This window comes from Pseudoalteromonas sp. SD03 (assembly GCF_040937955.1).
GTDB lineage: Bacteria > Pseudomonadota > Gammaproteobacteria > Enterobacterales > Alteromonadaceae > Pseudoalteromonas > Pseudoalteromonas tetraodonis.
The window spans coordinates 239,283-259,673 of the sequence record NZ_CP162515.1 but is presented as its reverse complement, the minus strand read 5'-3'; the positions used below and the strand labels follow the sequence as shown (position 1 = coordinate 259,673).

At 38.7% G+C, this 20,391-nt stretch carries 19 protein-coding genes; 10 read left to right on the top strand and 9 right to left on the bottom strand.

Annotation, left to right across the window (positions count from 1 at the left end):
* Window positions 1-51: 51 nt before the first annotated feature.
* A complete protein-coding gene (locus tag ABZP26_RS17615; protein WP_161781326.1) occupies window positions 52-189 on the bottom strand; it encodes a hypothetical protein in 138 nt (45 codons plus the stop codon).
* A gap of 154 nt (window positions 190-343) precedes the next feature.
* Between ABZP26_RS17615 and ABZP26_RS17610 the strand changes: the two genes are divergently transcribed.
* From ABZP26_RS17610 to ABZP26_RS17600, 3 genes are all read left to right on the top strand, one after another.
* Entirely contained in the window at window positions 344-1,804 is a 1,461-nt protein-coding gene (locus tag ABZP26_RS17610) for a hypothetical protein (protein ID WP_128583032.1), read from the top strand.
* A gap of 88 nt (window positions 1,805-1,892) precedes the next feature.
* Window positions 1,893-2,294, top strand: a complete 402-nt coding sequence (locus tag ABZP26_RS17605; protein WP_128583031.1) for a hypothetical protein — start codon at window positions 1,893-1,895, stop codon at window positions 2,292-2,294.
* A 55-nt stretch (window positions 2,295-2,349) separates the two neighbouring features.
* Entirely contained in the window at window positions 2,350-2,793 is a 444-nt protein-coding gene (locus tag ABZP26_RS17600; protein ID WP_215522189.1) for a GNAT family N-acetyltransferase, read from the top strand.
* Between the two features lie 930 nt (window positions 2,794-3,723).
* On the opposite strand, the gene ABZP26_RS17595 is transcribed toward ABZP26_RS17600, so the two are convergent.
* From ABZP26_RS17595 to ABZP26_RS17580, 4 genes are read right to left on the bottom strand one after another with little or no spacing between them, the layout of a single operon-like run.
* Complete coding sequence (locus ABZP26_RS17595; protein WP_368485827.1) at window positions 3,724-5,055, bottom strand: hypothetical protein; 1,332 nt, start codon at window positions 5,053-5,055, stop codon at window positions 3,724-3,726.
* Between the two features lie 5 nt (window positions 5,056-5,060).
* The gene (locus tag ABZP26_RS17590; protein WP_288988025.1) at window positions 5,061-6,017 is read right to left on the bottom strand and encodes a TniB family NTP-binding protein; all 957 of its coding nucleotides are present in this window, start codon (window positions 6,015-6,017) and stop codon (window positions 5,061-5,063) included.
* Window positions 6,018-6,019: 2 nt separating this feature from the next.
* On the bottom strand, window positions 6,020-8,044 hold the full coding sequence (locus ABZP26_RS17585) for a hypothetical protein (protein ID WP_368485826.1): 2,025 nt from the start codon (window positions 8,042-8,044) through the stop codon (window positions 6,020-6,022).
* Complete coding sequence (locus ABZP26_RS17580; protein WP_368485825.1) at window positions 8,044-8,658, bottom strand: Tn7 transposase TnsA N-terminal domain-containing protein; 615 nt, start codon at window positions 8,656-8,658, stop codon at window positions 8,044-8,046. Before ABZP26_RS17580 ends, ABZP26_RS17585 begins: the two co-directional genes overlap by 1 nt.
* Before the next feature lie 776 nt (window positions 8,659-9,434).
* Here ABZP26_RS17580 and ABZP26_RS17575 point away from each other — a divergent pair.
* Window positions 9,435-9,764: a hypothetical protein gene (locus ABZP26_RS17575; protein ID WP_368485824.1), complete on the top strand. Its 330-nt coding sequence runs from the start codon at window positions 9,435-9,437 to the stop codon at window positions 9,762-9,764.
* 435 nt (window positions 9,765-10,199) lie between these two features.
* Window positions 10,200-11,579 carry a hypothetical protein gene (locus ABZP26_RS17570; RefSeq protein ID WP_368485823.1) on the top strand — a complete coding sequence of 460 codons (1,380 nt, stop codon included), beginning with the start codon at window positions 10,200-10,202 and terminating at the stop codon, window positions 11,577-11,579.
* A 406-nt stretch (window positions 11,580-11,985) separates the two neighbouring features.
* Here ABZP26_RS17570 and ABZP26_RS17565 read toward each other — a convergent pair whose 3' ends face one another.
* On the bottom strand, window positions 11,986-12,576 hold the full coding sequence (locus tag ABZP26_RS17565) for a hypothetical protein (RefSeq protein ID WP_368485822.1): 591 nt from the start codon (window positions 12,574-12,576) through the stop codon (window positions 11,986-11,988).
* On the bottom strand, window positions 12,576-13,184 hold the full coding sequence (locus tag ABZP26_RS17560; RefSeq protein ID WP_368485821.1) for an AHH domain-containing protein: 609 nt from the start codon (window positions 13,182-13,184) through the stop codon (window positions 12,576-12,578). The genes ABZP26_RS17565 and ABZP26_RS17560 overlap by 1 nt, the downstream gene beginning before the upstream one ends.
* 803 nt (window positions 13,185-13,987) lie before the next feature.
* Between ABZP26_RS17560 and zapE the strand changes: the two genes are divergently transcribed.
* The 5 genes from zapE (at window position 13,988) to ABZP26_RS17535 (ending at window position 18,644) form a co-directional block, all read left to right on the top strand.
* Window positions 13,988-15,475: a cell division protein ZapE gene (gene zapE, locus ABZP26_RS17555; protein WP_368485820.1), complete on the top strand. Its 1,488-nt coding sequence runs from the start codon at window positions 13,988-13,990 to the stop codon at window positions 15,473-15,475.
* Complete coding sequence (locus tag ABZP26_RS17550) at window positions 15,460-15,693, top strand: transposase (RefSeq protein ID WP_368485819.1); 234 nt, start codon at window positions 15,460-15,462, stop codon at window positions 15,691-15,693. Before zapE ends, ABZP26_RS17550 begins: the two co-directional genes overlap by 16 nt.
* 678 nt (window positions 15,694-16,371) lie before the next feature.
* Window positions 16,372-17,331, top strand: coding sequence for a hypothetical protein (locus ABZP26_RS17545; RefSeq protein WP_368485818.1), 960 nt, complete (start codon window positions 16,372-16,374; stop codon window positions 17,329-17,331).
* A 132-nt stretch (window positions 17,332-17,463) separates the two neighbouring features.
* A complete protein-coding gene (locus tag ABZP26_RS17540) occupies window positions 17,464-18,096 on the top strand; it encodes a DUF2971 domain-containing protein (protein ID WP_368485817.1) in 633 nt (210 codons plus the stop codon).
* A 2-nt stretch (window positions 18,097-18,098) separates the two neighbouring features.
* Window positions 18,099-18,644, top strand: coding sequence for a hypothetical protein (locus tag ABZP26_RS17535; RefSeq protein WP_368485816.1), 546 nt, complete (start codon window positions 18,099-18,101; stop codon window positions 18,642-18,644).
* A 140-nt stretch (window positions 18,645-18,784) separates the two neighbouring features.
* Here ABZP26_RS17535 and ABZP26_RS17530 read toward each other — a convergent pair whose 3' ends face one another.
* Complete coding sequence (locus tag ABZP26_RS17530; protein ID WP_010555486.1) at window positions 18,785-19,510, bottom strand: NYN domain-containing protein; 726 nt, start codon at window positions 19,508-19,510, stop codon at window positions 18,785-18,787.
* Between the two features lie 174 nt (window positions 19,511-19,684).
* Window positions 19,685-20,365 (bottom strand): DUF1524 domain-containing protein, encoded by a 681-nt coding sequence (locus ABZP26_RS17525; RefSeq protein ID WP_368485815.1) that lies wholly within the window; start codon window positions 20,363-20,365, stop codon window positions 19,685-19,687.
* Between the last annotated feature and the right edge of the window lie 26 nt (window positions 20,366-20,391).

Genomic DNA, 20,391 nt, shown 5'->3' with positions numbered 1-20,391 from the left:
GAAACCAATGCCAAACGCTTAGTTGTACTCCGGTGTTTATGGAGTTTAAGCTTAGCTCGCTACAAAAGAATTCGGGTATGAGCGATAATCGGTCATCGAGACTGGCTGAATATCGTCGTTAATTGATTGGTTAAACTGCTCTTTGCGCATATATTCATGAAAATGAGCGCTGCCCGCATATTGGTTCATTTAACTTTACCTAAAAAATTTAGAAAACTTAGTGATAGTAATGCCTTAGGTAATTTGTTAAAACTATATAAAGTAGATAAATGAGCGTTAAGTCGGCAGAAATATGCGCGATGAGCGCACTATTAAATTGTTATATTTCAAATGGAGTCTTTAAGTGAGTCAGCAGGAATTACACGATTTAATTATTTATCAAGATAGGTATTTTGAGATATTAACGGAGTTTTTCCTCTGCGTTACAGGCTGTTTGCCACGTGATTTTTCTCCATTGGAGAGCTTCTCTGACTCAATTCAAGGAATCGCATCTGTTTTAAGAGAGAACCCTAAAAGAGCTGAAAAGTCTATGATGGCTTTTTCAAGTCTCGAAAAAAATCTTAAGAAATTATATTCAGAAGAAGGTGGTAAAGCTTTTAGTGCAGCCAAGAAATTAGATGCATGTAAATTGAACTTGGGAGGGAGTAGTCGCTTTTTACAAACACAGTTAAATGCTACACGTAAATCACTTCTCTATTCCGATACAGTTTTAATTCCAGACCCTGTCATGCCGTGGTTAGAAAAAAAACGTGATGAAGAAAAGTTTAATCATGTCATACCCCTTCAAATGGCTTTTTTCATATTGCATTTGTCTGACATTAAAGGTGACGAGTTTGATCTACCGCCATTTATTGTATTTCCAAGCTTTGAAAAATCACTTGAAGAACACGATCAGCAAACGCAAGAAAATAGTGTTCAACTTATCACCGATGTGTTTTCACATTATGTCGATTCAGGTATAGCGCACCCGCAAGATATAATGGAGTTCGCTACAAATCACCCCGACCAATACTTTCAAAAGATAGAAGAGGCAAGACTTTTTGTTTCACCAGGTTCTGAGCCAGGGGAGTCTGTGAAAGTAGAATTAGAAAATTACAAAGCTGAAATGAGGCAGTGGAGGTCAGAAGATTGGTGTAATGAGTTGTTTTCGAATGGTGATGCAAGTGTTGTAACTAATGCGATCTTTGAACGTATTATGCCAAATTATCATTTACTAGAAAATGCAGATGAACTTAGGAGTCATCCATTTCTGTGTGTTAATGCGCAGGCGCATTATTACCAGCTTATTGCAAATATGAAGAATGCATCTGCTGGTGAAGTTGCGTCATTTGACCCATCTACATCAGCAATTTTACAGTCTCTTACATCTAAAAGACTTGATTATTTAGCTAATATTGAAGACTCGCAACTTGTGGCATTGAGAAAGACAGATGAAAATATTGAGTTTAGAAGAGAGTTAAGAGATTTAGTTAACAGCTTACCTAATACCAAGGTCGAAGATTTAGGGTATGTTGCTGCTGAAGTGTACTCCCATATTGAAAGAGCAATATCGAAACATGAGAAGCAAGTTTCATTATTTAATGATAAATATCAAGCAAAGCATAAATACACAGCTTTAATTGCTGGTGGTACATTAGGTGTAACTATGTTTCCCGTTTTAGCTCCTTTCTTAGGTGCGTTACTTCCCCTTGGTGCGGCTGCAGCTACAGGTAAGTATGTTTCAGATAAACTTGATGAAAAAGCTGAAATTGGACAATTTTCTCACTCCATGATGGGAGTAATTTCGCGAGCAAAAGGGAAGTGAAATATAACAAGACGCTGCTACGGAAAATTTACTCGCTGGCGCTCCTAAATTTCCGCAGAGCGCGGCGTTAGTTTTCAATGGAGAGTAGATGAACATTTTAAGTAAATTAGTCATTGTCAGTATTGTATTACTCATTACTGGGTGCGCTAGTATTTTAGGTGTCACTGGTGCGGATACTGGAAAAAGAATTAACGATGACTGGGTTGCATATAACGTCACTCATCCGGGGCTTACAATTAAAATTATTGTACCTTATGCTCCCGATTTAATGCCAATATCTACGGTTGGTAAATCATCACCTTCGCCGTTGAGACATACTATTATATTTGGAACCAAATCAAATCAACATAAGCTTGAAGTTGTAGGTAAGTACAAAAAAGAACTGTATTTTGGTAATAAGTTTTATGGTTCAATTTGGTCGGGTGAAGTTTTGATTCGAGACGGTAGCCTTTCAATAGACGGTAAGTTGGTATCAGTAACAGAAAACTAACAAGTGCAGTCAACGGACAAATTTTACTGCAAGCGTTATGTGTCATCGAGGTATTGTGAAAATTTCAAATTTAGTAGATTGCCCGAGTGAAATTGAGGTTGTCGCCAATTGGTATTTTAATGAGTGGGATCATAAGGATTCGGAAGCGACGCTAGAAAATGTTATCGAAAAGGTTTCTTCAATTTCAAACCGAACCGCATTTGTCGCTCATATTGACGGTGAATTAGCAGGAGCTGGAGAATTAAAATATCGCGAATACTCTGACTATCCTAGCTATAACCATTGGCTAGATGGAATCTGTGTACCTATAGAACATCGAGGGAAAGGTATATCAACAGCACTAATCGAGTTTGCTAAATCAAAGTCGATTGAGTTACAAATACCAGCTATATATCTTCGTTGTGAAGAGCACCTCGTGAAACTTTATGAATCTCATGGTTTTCAAGTTGTCTGTGTTGAAGAAACTAAGTTCATAATGGAATTTAAAGTGAACACATAACAAGGGCTTTCAAGTCGGATAAATTACAGTTGGCTTTTTGTTCGTGCCTCACTTATTTTAGCCAACAGCAATTTACCGCTTAAAACGGCGTTACCACTGTCTGCAAATGGCATAAACCGGAAATAGCCCTCGCACTAATTCTATATTTATACATTAAGGTTTCTTCAGGCTTTAAAGTAACTAATTCTCAATCATTCAATCATTCAATAATTTACCTAAATCTAATCCTACTCAAATTTAAGGCGAGACTTTAGTTAATAAATCTCAATCTGAGTGCTATACCTTGCTTTAAATTCAAACAATTCTCAAGCTGCCGCGAATTCTCAACTTAAGTGGCGCTGGCCAAAAATGATCAGCGCCATTTAATTTGAGAATCTCAGGCAGGTTATCAATTGCTTTTTCAAGAACTTAAAATGTACCTTTATGGGTACTTTGCCTCTTAAATTGAGAATTATTAAGCGCTAAAAATTGCTCTAAGGCAAATTCTCAACCTGCCAAAAAAAGTTCTCATCCTGCCGCGAAAATTCTCGCTCTGCCACTATGGTACACGGGCTTCATTTTATGTGTACTAAAATAAATAGATTCAGTGACCGGTGAATAAGTGGCGGTTATCATACGCCAATAAGTACTAATTGAAAGCATAGGCTATTATGCCTAAGGTGGTCATTTATTTTGGGTAAGGAAGGTCGCAGCGCTTAAGTGAAACTGAGGCATCATTTGTGAAATGTTATTAAATTATTATGGATGATTCAATTGCGGTGTGAGTTAGGTTTAGTTTATGAGGAAGTAGCTAAACCATTATCAATGAAAAAGATAAGTTATAGTAATCAGTAGGTTACTTTTATCTAGGTGTCTATTGTGTCGTTAATTGAATACATAGGCCTATAAGCGAGCCTTGATCTAAACAATTTACTGCTATTTTATAGCGTATTAAATGTCGAGCGATAATTGTATATTATTTGCTTTTGCTAACTTCAACACGTCCTTGTTATATATACGCTTTGAGTTGCTGCCTGAGATAAAAACCGGTGTGAGCTTACCTATATTAATTAGCCTCATTAACTCGACTTTAGGGACGTTAGAAACTTCAGCAACATTGTCCAGTGACATTGTCTTATCGCGCATAAGCTGTACCTGCAATTTACAAAAGGTAATAAACTCTTCAGGCAAGACGCCAATAGAATACATTAAATTGCGCATAGGTTTATATGCTATTGATAATTGGTTGTTTTGAATAGCAGTGAGTACATCAACTAGGCAAACGTTATGGTACGCCATTAGGCTCTGTTGCTCAGCTAGAGGTACATATCCTTCTTTATGAGAAAACTGACTTAACATTGAGTAAATGTTAGAAATTTCAATGCGGTTCTTCGGGAGTATCGTTTTTGTGGATAGCATTCTTACCAACCCCAGCTCATGTAAAATAGTGATTTGTTTAAATGGAATTTCGATGATTTCTGCGGCTATTTGAGCTGTGTACCATAACTGGCTTACAGGTTCATTTGCACGTATATAGTCGTCACTATACATATCAGATAACGTTGGTAGGGAGGCCCAGTCACATAACAAGTTTTGGGTAACAATCTCAACTTGTTTAAATTCAATATTTAGCGGGAGACTTATCGGTATGTTTCGAGCTCGCTCATGCAGAAATTTCTTTGCGCAATCAGGGTTATTGAGTATATCCACCGCCTTTTCTAGTAGCGTAGAGGTGATTTCTTTTGGCGGATAACTCGTTCGTGCACTTATATCATCGAATATCATTTTTGCGACTAGGTAAGCATCATGAACACGCTCTGGCACTTTCAACATTTCATTACATGGCTGACTCGTTAAAGACTTTGCGCAACGCGGGGAAGTACAGTAACCATTTAGTAAATCAATACTAAACTTTAATGGCTCATTACAATGCGAGCATTCTGAGGCTAGGGCGCACTCATGAATGATACAGTGGCGTAGAAAGGGGTTTTGCCATTGAGCTCGGAAATACCCATGTTGCTTAATACACTCGATGCACACCTGAGGTGTGAGTAGTCGTGAATGTGTCCAACCTTTTATTTTTAATAAAGACAGTTTACAAGCCTCTGGCAGAAGGTTGTCGAGCACAACATTCTTTGATGGTTTGCCTTTGATAACATCATTTAGCATGGGCTTATTAACCACACGAGATGCACACTGCACACCATTTTCTTTCAATAGGCGCAATAAATACCCAATCGCTGACTCATATTCGAAATGTGCTGGAGTTATAGAAAATTGCATTCGTATTATCTCCTTGGTTGCTGTGGTTTTCGCAAACAACTCTGACTTCTGAGGCTTTTATCTTGCTCATCAATATACGCTGTTAATTGCTCTTGCGTTAAAAACTCATAATCAAATGGATTAATACCACCGGTTGCATACTTTTCGAAATTGTCATAAAGCGCCAGAACGAGTTGCTCATAGTTTTCTACTTTTCGCGTGTTATTACGTAAAAACAAATCACGCATGGTGCTCATAGTGTGCTCACTGTAAGCAAGGTAAATGCGATCGAGTAACTCATTGTGTTTATTGACTTCTAAATCGGGCAGTCCAACTTGTCGAATAAACCAATTACAGCAGTCCAGCCAATTCTGTGTTTTTGGCAAGATAGGTGTTATTTCTATGGGGCGCATTTGCCGACGAGACATCTGCTCATCATCATCAAATTTTCCCGCTGTTGTTCCAAATGTAAGCAACCTTTTAGCACTACTGGTTCCTGCAAAAACCATTGAACATCGGATTTTATTGCTATCAATCAGGTAACAAAAATATTTAATGATGCGTTGAAATTCAATTCCATCATAGCTCGAGGCAATATTTTGAATTTCATCCATGATAATCAGCTCGACTTCATGTTTTTTCAGTAAATGAATAAGTTGAGCATCTAATTCCGCAGCTGGTGTCTTAGAATTCTGAGCTATACCGCCAAGCTCAGAGATTAGAAATCGCGTTATTTCGGCCGTGCTTTTTTTGAACTCCTTAAAGGCCACATAAAACACAGGGACGGTTGTTTTCTCGGGCGACGTAACAGGCTCAAATTGCGCTACGTACGATTTCAAAATAAACGTTTTCCCAATACCCGACGAGCCATAAATAAGTTGCGCGCGTATATCATCGGGGTCTTTGTTGAACATGTCATGGGTTTCGCTGAGCCTCTCCCATGCCTTTTTATATACATTATTTGCGAAAAGTGTATCGGGCATAGTTACCATTGCTTAATATTTCCTTCATCATCTGACCGAGTTGGGGTCATTGTTTTTGTTTGGCTAATCATGGATTGTTCATATTCATCCTGTCCGCTCATCAGGGATTGGGAGGATTTAGTGATAGTTAGCTTATGTGATTCTTTTATGCGCGCTTCAACGGTTAGATTATTTTCCGTATTTTCATTGAAAGAAGGCGCTGTTGGCCCTCTGCGGCGTTTACGCGATGCCTTCTGTTTGAAAAATGAATCGATTTGCCCTACGTAATGGCCGGTAGGTTTATGGTGATAGTGGCCTTGATAAATTCCGTATTGAGTAGGGGTTGCATCGTCATTTAGCTCGTCAAATGACACGGGCAGTGATGTTTCATCTAGCTCTGTATTATGTGCAATAATCTCCACCGGCTCTTCTTTACCTGGTAGTGTTACCACAACGCTTACCTTACGTGCATCATGTCTATCACCAAACACATTCACAGACGGGTTTTCCCCTAAATCCATATCTTTTTTAGTTGCGTTAAAAAACGCTTTTAATTCATCACTAAAAAAATCTTGACGCAAATAGCGAACAGTTCCTCGTGACTGCAATTTATGCGATGGTTTGTCTTGCGAGACATGAAAACAATGCTGCAGTTGTCCGTAGGTGAATGATGGCGCAGGTGTATCGATAATAGATTGCTCCCATTTTTCGATAGGGATATGCCCCGCCGATTTATGATATTTGTGCATGTATTCGGTTAGAAATACATTGAGAAGCTTTCTGAAATTACTGATTGTTATATCAGCACGTTTTGGCAGGGGGATTGTATCAATTGATTTCGGGCTGGTACGTTTGCGTGAGTAGCTCTGAAAGCCAATGCTCGACTCACCGTTTTGTGTTTCAATTGTCATACCTGAGAAAAACTTATTTCTTAGGAAGTTAAAAAATGATTCAATGAACGGCTTTTTAGCCGGTTGATTTGATGGTGTATAATGCAGCTCGACTCCCAGTCTTTGTGCCGCTTTTTTCACGAGTGAATTATTAAATCCTGGGCCATTATCCATAATCAACACATTGGGTTTTCGCCCATTCATCGTTAAATTTTTATCGGACATGAATATCTGACGTAACAGGTTGAGTCCGCCTGAGCTATTTTCTGGCTCGAGGCTCAATACAACCGCGATAGGTGCGCGTGTATAAACGTCTATTGCTACATACAGCGATATTGTCGGCGTAGGTAAACCTGTTTTGTCGTCAATTAAACACATGTTGAGCACAACACGGTCACATTCAACGCGCTGCATTGCATAATAGGTTTTGATTTTTTTACGCAATGTCGTCAATCGCTTATTGATTTCCGCCTCAGACAGGCCTTTAAAATTGGCAAGTTTTTCAGCATCAGTAATTTCTCCAAGGCGTCTGTAATAGGTGCGATTAGAGGCTATCTTTATCTCACTATTCTCTAACTGTGCTTTTTCGGCTTCTCGTTTGTAATGGCTATAAAACGCCTGTTTGAAATTTGAGTTATTGCAGGTGTAAACCGTCGCAACATGGTGCTGTAAAAAGGCCTCAGTCGCAGCATTGAGCCGTGCGGCACAGTTGCGCTTTTGCCCCGCGAGCGCCTCATCATTAAAATCCGCTTGAACCCAATTTCGCCAATGACGACAAATCGTTTTCCATTTTGGGTGCTGTGTGGCAATTGTTGCAGGGTGTTCGCGTTCAACCCGCTTAATGAGCTCGTTATACGTTTGAGCTGTTGTAGCAGGGTAACCCTCACTGACCAATGTCTTTAAAACTGTGAGGTACATCAATCGTTCAGTAATGGTTGATTTTTGGTAGTCCGTTAACACAATGTGTGGGTGTTGTTTTTGTCTCAATAAATAAGTTTGCGCATCGAGCGATTCATCAAAGTCTGAACGAGAAACATAATGCTCCCCGACTTTTTCACCATCACCAGAGAGCATAACCCCATTGTTAGTGACAAATAAAATGGACTCGACATTGCCAAATTTATTTGTGATCTCCGAGCCAAGCGTGTACCCCATCATTAGCGGTAAGCTCGTGTTAAGACAGTTTCAGCGGTTAAAGGCTTATACAAATTTAGGTGGTATACCTTTGCAGCAATGAGCCCATAAGCTTCCGATATTGGACATACAGCTATCGCCTCTAAGCTTTGAATGAGCTCTGCGAACGTCAATTGGCCATCCGGAGCCATCGACAATGGAAATGTGGGCGCGGCGTAATACTGAGTTAACAAGCTTAAGTTTGCCATTTCGATTGAATTGAGTTTATCGACTACGATGAGGCGGATACCTATTTTGGCCTTTTTGCGCGTGAATTTATCAAAGAAAGCAATTTTGGCGCGATAAGCGTCGTCCACTTTTGATGCGTGGTGAATTTCGATGTATTCAGAAAATCCAGAGCGATACAGAACTAAAAAATCAGGTGTATAGCGGCGAGTTTTTTTATCAATAGTTACTGCTATTTGTTCTGGTTGACAGGTAAACATCACGACATTTGGATCACATTCCAGCAGGTACGCTTTTTTTAGTTCCTGAAATGACTCAGGAGTGAGCACGCTCTTATTTTTTTGAGAGTTAAACCGCAGTACAAAGCGTCCACGATGAACGTTCGCATTGGTTTTTGTCACTGTTAATTTCATAATTTTCGCCACCTGCAGAAAATAAATGTCTTTACACTATAGTTAATGTTTGATAATTTAAAATGTTTTGCATCGCATTTACTGGTCTTCATTCATTGTAATTTTCATTTGTGCCTTGCCACAGTTGGATAAGGGGCCTTCTTGAAAGCGAAGTGAATGTTGAACTGATTTTAAAAATAAAACAATCCCTCAAAAAATCACCAGCTTTTAATTTTATCTGTTTTTTATTAGTAAGTTACAGTGAGTTTGTGGTGGGTGGTTTATGTACAGCGCCCCGTGTAAGTATTTATAATTAATTGGCTTTGTTGCTATTTTTTAGGGATGTTAAGCGCATTTATTTTGGGGCGTCTTTCTCTGAAATGGTTATAAAACTAGTTGTTATATTTATTTGACATATACATATACAAAAACAATATATAAAGTTTATTTACTTTCAATGGGTGATATTTATCCCGCTGTAATACGTGTACTTTTTTTGCGAAGAAACGTGTTCAATCTAGCCGAAATAATAGAGTGTATAGCTGGTCTGACCTGTGGGTGTTTTGTTTCATATCTTGGCTAAACAACATTATCAAAGTCAAAAAACGTCATAAAACACCTCGCTACCAATTGCCATGAAGGTAAAAATCCAACCATTCTGAGACCAAATTATTGGAAAGCCATGTTTGCCAACGAAAAAAACGAGCCTTCCTGGAATCAAAAAAACAATTTTTTAAGTAATGAGGTAGAGTTAGGCTAGTATTGAGTTTTTATTTGATTAGATGAGGGGAGGATTAATGGCTAATAAACACAAACCAGATGGGTGGGTTGTTCTAACATTTCAGACAATAGATGATAAAGCCTGTTATGTTTTATTTTGTTCATGGCGAGATGACGATGCCTGGAGAGTGAGTTCAGGCTCAATGGTGTTACCTCACCTATCACCGTGTGAAAACTACTGGATATGGCCACAAATATCAGGCTCTACATATGAGCTCCCCGTTAATGAAGAAAATGGCTACACCTATTACACTGGCGGAGTTTTAGAGGATTTGTTAGCGAAAGGGTACCCCGATGGCACGCAGTTAAAGCGCATTGCATTTAAAGATGTTATGGAAGATAAGTAAGGGATTAGCGCCATCTAATCCGTCTATTTTATTTTACTTTTGAAGGTCATGAGCTCTACATAACGGTAGATACTTAGCGGCTTTGGTAAGCAAAGATGAGAATCTGTATTATGTAAATGTTGCTAGTTCTACATTAAAAGCTAATAAACGAATACAGTAAAAGCTAATAAATGAATACAGTATAAGTATAACTAACGCGTACTCCCATAGTAATCCAGCCTAATAAAAATTTGGCTAATATTCAGTGTGATTTGGTTGGCTCGGTCAAAGGTGTTGATATTCAGGCTTCAATAATTCTTAATAAGAACAAACCTTACTTCATAAAGGATTACTTATGGGAAAGGAACTCGATATTTATAAATTACATAAACCAGATAGAACATATTAATATTAAATATGAATGGTTCTTTTACACAAAATAAGTTAAGGATAGATATGGATAAGCGCATTGACTTTACAGAAGCAACTAAGAATAAAGTTCGCTTTGCTGCAGGGAACTTATGCTCAATGAAAGGTTGCTATGTCGATTGTAGAAGCGGAGCTTTAAACATCGCCACAATTAGCCACATTATTCCTGCACGGCCAAATGGACCTCGTGGTAATGAAAAAATTTATAACGAAGAGTTCATAAAAGATGAATCGAATGCAATCCATCTTTGCAATATATGCGAAACAGTGATAGATGCAAATGCTGATATGTACCCTGCCGATGACCTCAGAAAACTAAAGTTTGTCAGAGAGTATGGACAAAATGTCAAAGTACACTTACTTCAAAGAAAAATGAAAAATATTAGAACCGATTATCTTAGTGAAGTAATCACAAAGAAAGTCGATGAGATAGGAAGCCTTGAAGAAGCATCCAAACACTTGAATTCTCTTGTCCAAATGGAAATTGTTGCTGATGAAGTCAAAATAAAACATAAAATGTTAATGGATAAAGAAGTCTTCGATGAAGCAAAGAAGCTTTTTACTCCTGCAGCACTCTTAAACCCAAGTTTATGTAACCTGCAAAACTATCTAAATTCACAAAGGACAAAAACTGAAGCAGAATACACCATTGATGATTGGAAAAAAGACTCATTTAGACTAGAACATTATTTACCTAACTATAATAAAAACAAAAACATTATAGCTGAATTGGGTGGCGAAATTGTATCTTTAGCAGATAAGAAAATCATTTTAAGTAATTACCCAGTCAAGCTAATATCATTAGCCCCACCAAACTACAAAGAGTATTGTTTTATTAGGATGTTCACACACCCTTTTATAAAAATTAAACTCAGATTATCTCAGAGAATGAATGAACTTAAAGGAAATTACAATTCAATTAAAATTAAAGTTGAAGGGAATAATAGCAACCCCTTTCAGGCAATTAGCAAAAAAGATATTAATGAACTCATTCAACTCTTTACGTTACTCAAAGGTGGAAATAAAGTTGGGTTCAGATTAGGCAACGAAAGTACTGGGTATGTAAATACTAAAATAATCCCTATTAAGTTCGAAAGTGATACTTTAGCTATTGATGAAATAATTAAGCAACTAGAAAAACTGGCCATTTTCTACGAAGGAGCCTACAGGTTTGAGTCGTTTGTGCATCAAGACTCAATTATAAATTTCGACCATAATTCTATTGATAAAATTTTACCAATACTTGAATGGTTTAAAATTGAATATGAACGCGATCCTGCAAAAGTGGATTATGATGATGAGTCTAGAAAAGCAAAAGTAAGTGTTGTTAAAGGGCCCTATCAAAAAGTTAAAGAAGATAGCGGCTTTGTTACTACCTATCCGATTATCAAAATAGAGCTGTATTAGATGTGGTAGTGGGATTACGTCAAAATCGCCTGGTACTTATACCGTCAGTATCCCTTGGTATTCACACTAGTACAACTAACTAACTCAATCAAAATCTATGATAGGAATGTCTAACCAGCGGGTTGTAGTGGGGCGATAAAAATGCTCTTTTCATGTTCCATGATTTTGTTAGCTTTTCACTGTCTATTGATAATAGTTTCTACACCATATCGTTTATTTATTGGGCTTCCCAGATTTCACTAGACAGTTCTTTATTCAGAATAGGGCGGTTTCTTTATACTGACTCTTAAGGCTTCTTTTTTAAAGACTTCAAAAATTCGTTAATGGATGTTGGCAACCAATTGTAGAAGCAGTTTTTAATGTGTGCTGATATTTAATTAAAGCCGTAAATATACGGCTTTATACGTTATGCTAATTCAACCTCATGAAAATATAATCCTTTGATGCCATGTTCTTTTACGATTGTGTATAAACTGTTTTTAGCATCTGTTGTGAAATACTTAAGCCCAGCCTCTCGCACTCTAAACAATCCAGGGTTTTCAATTGCATCTTTTGTGAACACCATTTTTTTGAACTTTCGTATTCTACTTGGCTTCCCGTTTTTTATATTCCGTACGGTATGTTCTGCATTCAGCGCCTCGTCAAAGCCCACAACATTAAATGCAAACCACTGCTCATCTGCTAAATTACATTCAAGTAACTCGACGTTTTTACCAAAATCACTTAAGAATAACGATGAAAATTGAGGGGATACAACAATAGTTGAAGCACCTAGACCGGCAATATCAGGTTTGGCTAAATTTTGATGTGCAACACTCGGCTCTATTAACCAATCAACGCCTAAGGTTCTCCAATTGTCTTTCATACTCGTACCATCGAATAATAACAACTGACCTTCGGTTAATTGGATAGTCTGCTCGAACCCTGTTTCGTTTAACAATAAAAACTCATCAGGGTCAACACTGACACTAAATACTTTGCTAAATTTATCTGTCATTACACATTAGCCTGGGTTAATGATTTAGTAATTGGAAATGTACCATCTGCAAGCTCATCGCCTATTTCTCGTAAGGTTTCAATAATACCTTGCCTACCTAAGCCCTCAGCAATCGTTTCATTTAGTAAAAATTCAATATTGAAATAGTATTTACCTGTATGAATCTTAGAGTGTGAATACGCATCCGGAAGAATATCCATTGGAACATGCTTTTGAAATCGAGGTAAGTAAACGCCATTAGCTTCATGATCAATATCGATTCCGAATGCCGCTAGCCTAAGTCTTGAACGAGCTGCACGCATATCATTCCAAGATACTATATGGTGCGCTGCGGTATCTTTAGGTTTTTTACCTCGACCTGATTTAGCCATGTTGGAGGCTAACTTCTCAGCATGCTTTTTCATGTGTTCCCAGCGAACATGGCGCGAATAAATCAAATCATCAGCTGAGATAGAACCGCGCTTATACTTTACAGAATCTATAATTTCACCACGGTAATGTATTGAAAATGCTTGAGCTTGGGCTTTAGCCAAGCCGCGGTCACCCGTTACTAAAAATAAATCATTTTCAATATCTTGGACTGTTACTTCCTGTATTTCTTGTCGCATAAAAACTCCTTTTTAAATTTGTTTCTAATATAGAGTTTTACACAAAAATGTACAAGTCTGAAAAACTCATCAGTAAAGGATTATTAGGAGGGAAGGCACCAGGAATTCTGATCTAAGTTAATAAAAGGCTATCTGCTATGTGCCAAAAGCCGACATCAGGTTCTAGTCTAGAAAAGGCTTAAATCGACCTAAAGCTGACGCTAGAAAATTCGAACTATCAGACTATATTGAGCGAAGAATCATCATACGATTAATCAAACTTGGCCTCAGATAAGCCTGTTTAAATAAAAGTAATATTCAAAACTGGTTTGCACAACTTTAGGAGCCGCTTGTCTTGAATTCTTAATTACGTGGAAGCATTTGATTAATATACGAAAAATAGCCGACTTTCACTCCCTTAAGAATATAAAATAGATGTCAATATGGAAAACATGAGGCATCATGTATTTTAATTTTAGGAAAAATGACGTTTTATTTTACCTATACTCTTAAGCCTAGGCGTTACCACATTGTACTAAACAGGTTGTCGACTTAAATATCGGCGCGTGTGAGCAAATCTGTCGTTAAAAATAGAGGGGGGTTGTGTCTGGGTTCATTTTATAGCCCTTGAGTGGTTTCGTGTTTTATCTAGATAACAAAAATTTTACCATAATAAGGCTAATTTTATTTATATTATTCAGTTAGTTATGCTTCATTGGGCTTCAGGTTGAACTCCGAAACTTGAGTCTCTAATACAAATCCATTTGATACCCATACAGAAATCTAGTGTACCATACCATCATGTTGATAAACTCATCAGCTCCATGATGAAGACGATGATGATGAAGACGATGATGAAGACGAAAATAGCACAACATCGCGTCGCTCGGCCGTGCTTCTCGACAGGCCCCGTGACAGCGGCTTATGAACTCAAGGTGGACGCGGGGGAGGTGCGACGAGATGACGCGCAAGTCGCTCTGGCGGCAAAATTCGATGCCCTGCACGAGTCTCTTGCCTCGCTCCCACCAGTACGCACCGACGATTCGACAGAGAGCCGCTATACAAGCAGCAGTCCACTGTTGCTGGCGCGAACCCTGGCATCCGCCCAGTCCTTTCTTCGAAAGAAGTTCCATTTGTGGACTTTTGGTCCACCACCGCGAGGCATGTACATTCATGGACCGGTCGGGGTCGGCAAGAGCTTTCTAATGGATCTCTTTTACGCGTCGGTTATTGTTCCTGATGATGATTCTTGCTGTAATAATGACAGCCACAAACACGCAAAGATTACCAAACGCCGCGTCCACTTTCATGAATTCATGCTAGACGTCCATCATCGAATCTTTGTTTACAAACAGAAGCACCCCAGAGGTGATGCGATTCCCATCATTGCGCAACAATTGGCACAAGAAGCCCAACTCCTCTGTTTCGATGAATTTCAAGTGACAGACGTTGCCGATGCCATGATTTTGAAAAGACTATTTCTATTATTATTGGATTGGAATGTCGTGGTAGTGGCCACCTCGAATCGCTCCCCCGATGCCTTGTATAAGGGAGGCATTAACCGATCCCTTTTTTTGCCATTCATAGACATGTTAAAACACACGTTCGACATTATTTCCATGGAGGGTTCCACCGAGGATTATCGACTCGAAACTCGAGCTGATGGTCAATCCTATTTTTGGTCAAACAAGGATGTTCATGGCGATAATAATAGTAACAACAACATGCAGGCGCAGTTGGAAGAAATATTTGGTGGCACTGCATCCGGAACTGAGGCCGAGGCCATTCACATACCCTTCGGTCGCACCGTCCAGGTCGCCCGATTGAATGACCGGTGCGCCTGGTTTGACTTTTCCGAGTTATGCTACCAACCACTCGGCGCGGCCGATTATATTTTCCTCTGCGACCGATTTCAGGTCCTCATCATGGACCGGGTGCCGCAATTAGACGCCAATCACCTCGACGAAGCGCGACGATTCGTGACCCTCATTGACGTGTGTTATGAATCTCGCACCCGCTTGGTGCTAGCGGCAAAAGTTCCGCTCGATGAATTATTTGTCGAGTTTGAAGCGCAAGTTGAAAGCAGTGATGGAAATGAAGAGTTGTTTGTCAGTGAGAAGGGGGGAAACTCGAGTTCCTTTGCGACGACCATGATTCGCACCAAAGAGGGTGAACAATTTGAGTGGTCGGCGACGGGTCGAAGTGGCGTGTCACTGGCACAATTATCGGCCGCCAATGATCTCGCCTTTTCCTTTCGACGAGCCGCGTCTCGGTTGGTAGAAATGGGTGGAAAGGAATGGGGACGGCAATGACGAAAGGTCTTTATCTCGCAAAGCAATGCACCTATGGCAGAGCAAGGACTTGCGTCAGGCTGTGCCGTTATATTACCCGCTCTGGGATATCGGAAAAAAGGTTGGCAATAACGACTTACGGTAAGGTGCTCTACCAACTAAAAAGTGCCTTACATCAGTTGCAGAGACATCATCCTAATTTGCTAAAACTTAGGCTAATTGCTCCTGAATCGCTATGACCACGAACGTCTGCAATTGGCTCAGGTTGTGTAAAAACTTCAACAACCCAATTAATAACGCAATGCTACGTAAAATGTAAGTTTCCTTAGTTATGAAACTTGGTCAGATTTTAATGTAAGACACATATTTACATCTATTTTTGTTCAAATAATGGGCTGAAAATAGTTTTTACACAGCCTGCGTACGTGGCCGACGGATAGAGGAAGTTGATGTTGAAGGGTTTTAGCAGCAAAATACAGTAATATAATTCTTCGTTCGTATGTCTGCTTTGTCGGAATTGCCGTCCTTAAGATGATTAACTTGTTTGTCTGCTTTTCGCTCTTTGCCGAAGTACGCCTGAGTGCCAAAAACAGCTATTCCGGTATAACTCGTCTCTGCCCCTAAACGAGTTAATGTAAATGCTCTAAGGGCGGCTTTGAGCAAAAAGCTGACGTTTACCCTTCCACCTAATTTACTGTTTACATATCCATAATCATTGAGTTTCTTCCATAGTCAGTAAAACGACCTGACGGGTCGTTTTTGTCTTGTCCACATTTAGAGCAATGTAACGTAACTTCAATGCTGGTAAGTACTTCCTAAATTTGATATCAATGGTACTAGGACAAAAATGAGAATGATTGTGGCAGAAAAACGACCCAATCGCTCGATATTAAATTTTTAGCGTAAAAGGAGAAGTTTTGAGCATAATCCAAAATGCTATAGATTCAATTCAAATAGGGATTGAAGACTATGAAAGTACAGATGATAGAAGAAGTGTTTCTGCTGTGCGAAATATTTCAGCTGGAATTTTGCTTCTTTACAAAGAAAAGTTATGTCAACTATCCCCTGAAGACAACAAAGAGCTTTTAATAAAACAAAATATTAGACCAATACAAAATGATGATGGAGAAATCGTCTTTGAAGGTAAAGGACATAAAACAGTTGATGTCTTTTCTATTCAAGAGCGATTTAAAAGCTTGAAAGTAGCAGTAGATTGGAAACGATTTGAAGAAATTAATAAACTGAGAAATGACCTTGAGCACTATTATACTTCGGAGTCACCAGATACAGTTCGTGAAATAGTTGCAAAATCATTTTTATTAATTAGAGATTTTCTAACTGAATACTTAGAAAAAGACCCACAAGAAACATTAGGTGAAGAGGCATGGGCAACATTACTTGAAGTAAGTGAAGTCTATTCTGCTGAAGAAGCATTATGCGCCTCATCTATTGAAAAAATAGATTGGCAGTATGATGCAGTAAAAGAGTCATTAAAATATTTACGTTGTAAGTCATGCCACTCTTCATTAATCGAAGCACCATACCCTGATGATCGTCACCCTTATGTTAACCTCCATTGCAGGTCATGTAATCTAGATTTTGTATTCGATGATGTAATTGAGCAATGTATTGATGACTCTCTGTCTGGTGAAGCTATGAGAAATGCAATGGATGGAGGTGAGTCTCCATATGATTCTTGCCATGAATGTGGAAAAAATACATATATACATAGTGAAGAAAAGTGTGTGGCGTGTGAATATGAAATGGAGTATAAATTTTGTGAAATATGTGACACTTCATTAGGTATAGAAGATCAATACAACGAAGGTAAATGTGGTTCATGCCAATATAGTTACGAAAAGTTTATGGCAGAGTAAGCTAACAAATCGCTCAAAGTGGACGCAAAACATTTGGCTTGCGCTGATTCTTCGCTAATTTTAGCCAACAATTTTGCGCCCGTTAGCGAGACGTTAGGCATCAAGTTGAGCACTCACGAAAAGGACAATTAATTGAAAGTTTATAAGTTCAGGGGTCCAGAGCAGATGGACTTTGTCTTTGATATCTTATTTAACAAGCGAATTTATTGTGCTGAGTGGCATACATTGAATGATCCGGTAGAAGGTGTATTCGTTTACTCTCATAGCGGTAAAAATCAGGAGTCAGTCGCCAATTTTATGAAAAAAGTCGAACAAGCCAAAAAGCCTCTCCGTGTTTGTTCACTATCCAAAACTTTTGATGATCACTTGCTTTGGGCTCACTACGCCAGTGGTTTTTCAGGAGTGGCTATCGAGTTTGAAATCGATGCTACAGAGGATGAAGTAGTAGATATTACTTACAGAGGTGTATTTGCTGGCGTTAACGAATCAAATAGTGCAGATCCTTCTTCTGTAGCAAGGGCTGTCCTATCTTCTAAATATGACGCTTGGTCGTATGAAAAAGAAATACGGATCCTTACAACGGATAGTTTTTATAAACTAAAAAAACCAATCAAGAAGGTTATTGCTGGGCATAGAATGTCTCAACCACTCTTTGACGCCCTTAGAATTGTCTGCGAAAAACTGGATATTGAAGTTGCTCGTACTGGTATTGGGGATGAGGGCATTGATGCAGACTATGTTTCACCGTATGGAGAATCACACTAGTTATGCCTAACAAACAGCGCAAGCGGGACAACATTTATATCAAAATTAAACCTAAAGAAATTCCAGAACCAGAATCATTCGATGAAAAAGAAGTTTATGCTTTTTTTGGTTTGGCTTCATTTTCGGCGCAATGTTTAGAAAAAGCTTTGGTGAATTTAGCTTTTACATACTCTCTCACTAATAAAAATATAGTGACTCAAGAAGAATGGGATGCTCTTTTTGACGACGTAAATAAAAAAACATTTGGTCGCTTGTTGGGGATGGTAAAAAAAGAGCTTAGTACCTCTGATGAGATGTTAGCGGAATTGAAACAAGCCTTAAATAAAAGAAATTGGTTGGCTCATGATTATTTTTTTGATTCGATGGGTCAATTTCATACTGAGTCAGGACGTATGAAAATGATTAAAAAATTAACTGAATTGATAAAGCTATTCAATAAATGGGACCAATTTATAGAAGGTGTCTACTTACACATCTGGCAACAGCATGGTTTAACAGAAGAGGTTATTTCAAGGGAAATAGAAAAGCTCAAAGCAGAGAATACCTAACAAACGCTTCAACAAAGGACGCAAAAAGCACGCATTCGTCCAAACTCATATTTGTCCAAAAAAGAGTTTATCTGACCGTCTGCTTCTCGCTCTTTGCCGAAGTTCGGCTAAGTGCCATAAGCGGATATTAATAAAGCGCCTTACCTTGATTTGTTAAGTTGTTTTGCTTTCTTTTTATCCCTAATCCATAAAACTGAGCCATTTGTTTTTTTCATCTCAAACAAATCTATAGCTTGAAATAAATCACTCAACTTCTTAAAGCCATAATTACGCTGGTCAAAGGATGCGTGATTTGAAATATGTGTACCGATTGGTCCTAACATGGCCCAGCCATCGTCTTCTTCGACAGCCTCAATTGCTTGCCTAAGCAAATTAATTAACTTGGTGTCACTTTTTATGTTCTTTTTTTGTTTTTGTATAGGAGGGTCTTTTTCGCTATCTTCGTCAAGATAGAGGAATAGTGAACAACTATTAACGAAAGCTAGTGGTGCTTTACGTTCACCAAAACCAATCACAAATTTACCATCAGCCAAAGAACGAGTTACCAAGGGAGTAAAATCACAATCGGACGACACCAGGCAAATAACATCAATGTCTTTAGTATACAGCACATCCATAACATCAATTACTAATGCCATATCTGTGGCATTCTTGCCTTTGGTAAGATCGAACTGTTGCATCGGCTGTATTGCAAATTCATGAAGCACGTCTTCCCACGGTTTCAGGTTTTGATTTTTCCAATTTCCATATGCTTTACGAATGTTGACTACACCATATCGCGCCAACTCGGATAGCACTTTATCTATCTTTTGAGCAGGTGCGTTATCTGCATCAATAAATACCGCAATTTTCTCTTTATCTCTCACAAAAGCTTCCTTGAAACTTAAAATCTTATTGACCACTACAGTAAACAGTTTCTCGACTTTTTCTAGTAAATACTTAGGCTATTATTTTCCATATTCCAGCCAAATAACAGTATTGTAGTGGCTTGGTTAATTTGGGACCCAAATTAGAGGCGTCTCCTTGTTGGTCATCTGCTGCTAGTTGCAACCATTTGAACTAATTAAATTGTTTATAAATGTTTTTTCTATAAGGTTTTCTTGGAGTCCATATTTAATTTTTATGTGTCTCCATTTTTTTACGTACTTACAATGAAAGTGCTTATTTCGGGGCATCCACTCATGTGGCGGCTGAGCGCCTTTAGATTGGTTGGCGTTATCTTCCACAGCTAAGAGATTTTCAAAGTCGTTGGCAAACGATCTTCTTTGCTCTCGAGTCCAGTATTTGCCACCCATCTCATGAGCATGAGCTAAGGGGACAATGTGGTCTATGTCGATATCTGAGGCTTTATAAAATGTTTGAGCAGTGTATGGGTCTATCCATTCACCCCAAGAAACGTTGCAGGGCTTATTTCGTTTAAATTTAACTGGTGACTTTGAATCTCTAATGAGTATTTCAGCCCTTGCATCCTGGCAGTCATTATCGGCATCAACCCAGTGTGGCCAATCTTTTCTATTATAATTAAGCGAGCCAACCCCAAAGCCTTGTGGCACTGGTTTATTTATATTTGGCGTACTGGATGTTGGTTTGCTTTTACCGCTATGGCAGTGATACTCGTTTCGCTTTTTATCGTTATGGCAACCCTCTGAATTCGTTCGACCACTGTGAGCTGAGGCACTACTGGAGGCCATCAAAGTTAGTATTAATATTAGCGCTTTCATTTAAATTCCTTATACCTGATTTTTTT